Origin of the sequence: Streptomyces sp. WAC06614, from assembly GCF_003949795.1 — a bacterium.
Taxonomy (GTDB): Bacteria; Actinomycetota; Actinomycetes; order Streptomycetales; family Streptomycetaceae; genus Streptomyces.
In genome coordinates, this window is record NZ_RPRY01000464.1 from 1 (window position 1) to 4,294 (window position 4,294).

At 73.2% G+C, this 4,294-nt stretch carries 4 protein-coding genes; 3 read left to right on the top strand and 1 reads right to left on the bottom strand.

Annotation, left to right across the window (positions count from 1 at the left end; genetic code table 11):
* Nucleotides 1-610 (bottom strand): hypothetical protein (locus tag EF918_RS33185; RefSeq protein ID WP_148141313.1); only part of this gene is annotated, 610 nt, incomplete at its 3' end.
* A 56-nt stretch (nt 611-666) separates the two neighbouring features.
* Between EF918_RS33185 and EF918_RS33190 the strand changes: the two genes are divergently transcribed.
* The 3 genes from EF918_RS33190 to EF918_RS33200 form a co-directional block, all read left to right on the top strand.
* On the top strand, nt 667-1,344 hold the full coding sequence (locus tag EF918_RS33190; RefSeq protein WP_125652610.1) for an immunity 49 family protein: 678 nt from the start codon (nt 667-669) through the stop codon (nt 1,342-1,344).
* Nucleotides 1,337-2,671: an APC family permease gene (locus EF918_RS33195; protein ID WP_221889781.1), complete on the top strand. Its 1,335-nt coding sequence runs from the start codon at nt 1,337-1,339 to the stop codon at nt 2,669-2,671. The genes EF918_RS33190 and EF918_RS33195 overlap by 8 nt, the downstream gene beginning before the upstream one ends.
* 102 nt (nt 2,672-2,773) lie before the next feature.
* The coding region (locus EF918_RS33200; protein WP_125652612.1) for an MFS transporter at nt 2,774-4,294 on the top strand (1,521 nt) is incomplete at its 3' end.

Genomic DNA, 4,294 nt, shown 5'->3' on the forward strand with positions numbered 1-4,294 from the left:
GCGGCTCGGGGGCGGACATGGGCGGGGGTGGGGAATCGGGTACGGCGACAGGGCCGACGATCGGTGCCTCGCTCCGGAGCCAGAGCTGTTCGCCGTCCCGGCCGGTCGCGCCCTGTCGTAGGCCCATGCCGCGCTCCTTGCGCCACCGGGTGCCCGCCGCGTCGGTGAAATCGACCACGAGTCGCACGAGGAACCTGGCGGGGTCGTCGCCGGGTGTGGTGGTGACGGGCAGCGGGACGAGGCGCCGGGCACCGGGGCCGAGCCCTCTGGGCGCATCGGTGATGCGCCTGTCGTCATAGGTGATGCTCAGGTCGGCAATGGCCTGGTTGGTCGGGTTGGTGATCTTCAGGTGCGGGGTGGCCAGCCCCTCATGGATGCCGGACGGCACGATGGTGACGCTTGTTTCGATCATCGACGCCTGGGTCATGTCCTGCCTGCGGTCAGCAGCCCGGGCCCGGGCCTCCATACGCTCTTCCCGGGCCTGTAATCGTGCTTCGCGCTGGTCGAGGACGCGGGCCCGTTGGACCTGGTGACGGTGGGCCAGGTAACTGATGACGAGAGAGCCTACGGTGACGACGGCTCCTACCACGGCTATGACGGTCTCGATCACCTGGAACACTCTCCCGATCCGTGCGTGAACTGTCAGCCGGTTGCCCGGATTCCGCAATGACAGGCGAAAGTGCCCGGGGCGCCCTGTCAGTCCGGGTCGCCCGCGACCCGGGCCAGGACTGCGTGGCGCGCCTCGTCCGAGGACGGCGCGGGCCGATCCGGGTCACCGCGGACGTCGGCCGCGGGGAGTACCCGCCGAGCGCCCGGGCCGAGCTCGCCGCCGTCGACGCGGCCCTGGACCGGGTCCGTACCCGCGCCCGGGAGACCGGCGAGCGGGTCGAGGAAGCGCCGGACACCACGGCGCTGCGTGCGCTGCGCGCCCTGGTCGCCGAGGACCGGGGTGTCGCCCGGCCCCCGGTCGTGCTGCTGTCGCAGCTCGTGGACGGAGACGAGGAGAGTTTCGACCTGGCCCTGGCCGACGCGCTCGAAGCCCACCGCGCCTCCTACCGGGTCGCCTACCGCGCCGACACCCCGGACGCTTCCCTCGACCTCGACGTCCTCGGTCCGGCCTGTCACGCCCGCCGCCGAACGCTGCGGCCGCGATGGCCCCGGGCCGGGCCACCCCGCGGCTGGGACGTCCGCGTCGGGTCCCCCTACCTGCCGCCGCATCTCCTGAGCGCCGCCGAACCCTTCTGTAGCGGCCGGGACGCAGCGTGGCCCGGGGCGCCGCGGGCCCGTGCATGGCAGCATGGGCGCCCCATGCGTAGCGTTCGATCCCGAGGTGCCCGTGGCTGAGCCCGCCGGCGACGCGACGGTCCGGCCAGGCCTGACGCCGTTCGACGTCACCGTCATGGTGGTGAGCATCGTCCTCGGTGTCGGCATCTTCCAGACGCCGTCGCTCGTCGCGCAGCACTCCGGCGACGCCACGGCGTTCGTGCTGCTCTGGCTGCTGGGCGGGCTGATCACCGTGACCGGTGCGCTCTGCTACGCCGAGCTCGGCAGCGCGCGCCCCGATGCGGGTGGCGAGTACGCGTTCCTGCGCGAGGCCTACGGGCGGCGGCTCGCGCTGCTGTTCGCCTGGGCCCGGTGCGCGGTGACCCAGCCCGGGGCCATCGCGGCCGCAGCGTTCGTGGCGGGTGACTACGCCGCCGTGGTGGCGCCGCTCGGCGCGTACGGGCCGGGCGTCTACGCCTTCGCCTCCGTCGTCCTGTTCACCCTCGTCAACCATGTGGGCACGACCCCGGGGAAGTGGGTGCAGCGGGGGGTGGAGGGGATCACGGTGCTCGCCCTGCTCGGCATCCTCATCGCCGCGTTCACCGTGCCGGCGCCACCGGCCCCGGCGGGGACACCGCAGGCGACGTCCCTGGGCGGCACGGGACTGGCCATGATGTTCGTCCTGCTGACCTACGGCGGCTGGAACGAGGCCGCGTACCTCTCCGGCGAGCTCCAGGACGCCCGGCGCACCATGGCCCGGGCCCTGGTCGTCGGGGTGCTGGTCGTCGTCGGGGTGTCCCTCGCGATCAACCTCGCCTATCTGCACGTGCTCGGTCTCGACGGCATCCGCGAGAGCGATGCCGTCGGCGCGGCCATGATGCGGGCGGTCGCCGGGAGCACCGGCGCGACGATCACCAGTGTGGTCGTCGTGCTCTCCGCCCTGACCACGCTCAACGGTCTGATCATCACAGGGGCGCGCGCGTACTACGCGCTGGGCCGCGACGTGGCCGCGTTCCGTGCGATCGGTACGTGGCGGCAGCGGGGCGCGACACCTGCCAACGCGCTGCTGCTCCAGGGCGCCGCGGCGGCCGTGCTCGTCGCGTTCGGGACCGTCACGCGGGTCGGCTTCCGGGCCATGGCCGCCTACACCGCGCCGGTGTTCTGGGGCTTCACCTTGCTGATCGCTCTCTCGGTCCACGTCTTCCGCCGCCGCGAAGCCGGCGGCGGCGGGCGGCCCCACTACCGCGTCCCCTTCTATCCGGTGACGCCGGCGGTCTTCGCCCTCGGCAGCCTGTGGGTGCTCTGGTCGAGTCTCTTCTACGCCGGGTGGGGGTCGGTCGTCGGCGTGGTGGTGCTGCTCGCCGGGACGCCGCTGCTGTTCCTCGAACCTGCCGACCGGCGACGCTGAAGCGGTGGCCGACGGGCGGACGCGACGTCCCGGACGGCTGTGGCGCGGACGAATCATCCCCAAAGGCATGATTCGGTATCCCTCCGTGTTAGCGTTCGGCGCATGAGCAGGCGTCACCGTTGGTGGGTCCTGGCCGTGATGACCTGCGCCTCCTCCATGATCGCCATCGACGCCCTGGTGGTGCTGGTCGCCCTCCCGACCATCCAGCGGAGCCTGGACGCCTCCACCGTCGGGCTCCAGTGGATCATCACCGCGTATCTGCTCAGCTTCGCCGGCACGAGCGCGATCGGGGGCCGCATCGGGGACGTCCTGGGCCACGAACGCACCTTCCGCTACGGCACCCTGCTCTTCGTCGCGGCCTCGCTCGCGGCGGGTCTGGCCCGGTCCGAGGCCTGGCTCATCGCCGCGCGCGCGGCCCAGGGCGTCGGGGCGGCCCTCCTGCGGCCCGCCTCCCAGGTGATCATCGTCAACGAGTTCGGCCGCGGGGAGCGGGGCCGGGCCATGGGCATCTCCTCCAGTGTCTCCACCCTCTTCTACGGCATGGCCCCGCTGATCGGTGGGGTGCTGACGACGGCGGTCTCCTGGCGGGCGATCTTCTTCGTCAACCCGCCCCTGGGCCTCGCCGCGGTGGTCCTCGCCCGCCGCCTGCTCACCGAAGGCCCCCGGCGGCGCGAACCGGTCGACTGGCCCAGCGCGCCCCTGCTGATCGGCGGCCTGGTGTGCGTGGTCCTGGCGCTCACTCAGGCCCGGTACTGGGGCTGGACCTCGCCCGCCGTCGTCTCGCTGCTGGCCGGCGGGGTGGTGCTGCTGACGCTGCTGGTGGTCCGTGGCCGGCGCGTCCCCCAGCCGCTGCTGCACCTGGAGCTGTTCCGGAGCAGGGAGTTCGCCGTGGGCACGGCGGTCGTCTCGACGGTGCGTTTCGCGTTCGTCGGGTTCGCGGTGTTCGGGGTCGTCTGGCTGCAGGACGTCATCGGCCTGTCGGCCTTCGAGGCAGGTCTCGCCGTCCTGCCGCTCACGCTCCCCACGCTGGTGTGCGCGCCGCTCGGCGGACGCCTCTACGACCGTGTGGGCCCCCGCGTGCCGCTGGGCGTCGGCATGGGTCTGTGTGTGGCCGCCCTGTTCGGCACCGCGACGGCGCTGCACCTGCAGAACTACGTCTGGCTGCTGTTCCTCTACTGCGCCATGGGGATCGGGATGGGGCTCTGCGTCAGCCCGGCCTGGAACACCGCGCTGGGCGGCACGGCCCCGCACATGCGCGGCCACGCGGCCGGGGTGACACAGACCGCCCGGGAGATCAGCGCCGCCCTGGGGCTGGCGGTGATGGGCGCGGTCGTCTCATACGTGCAGGGCGCCCGGCTGGGAGAGATCCTCCGCCAGGACGGCCGGCTCCCCGCCGCACGCTTCGCGTGGGTCGAACGGTCGATCGGCAAGGCGGTGACGGCGACCCAGCAGGGCTCGCCCCTCCCGGCAGGGCTCCCCGCCGATCTGGTCCCGGCGTCCCGGACCCCCGGCAGCTCGAACCCGTCGCCCTCGGCGTCCTGCTCCAGCAGGACCGCCCAGACGCCGCCGGGCCCGACGAACTCCTCCGGGGCGACCCCGGCCTGCTCGGCGGCCGCGCGCACC

What these genes read in the sequence shown, in the direction of transcription:
- EF918_RS33190 (WP_125652610.1), top strand. Translation starts at nt 667, where the DNA reads ATGACAGGCGAAAGTGCCCGGGGCGCCCTGTCAGTCCGGGTCGCCCGC.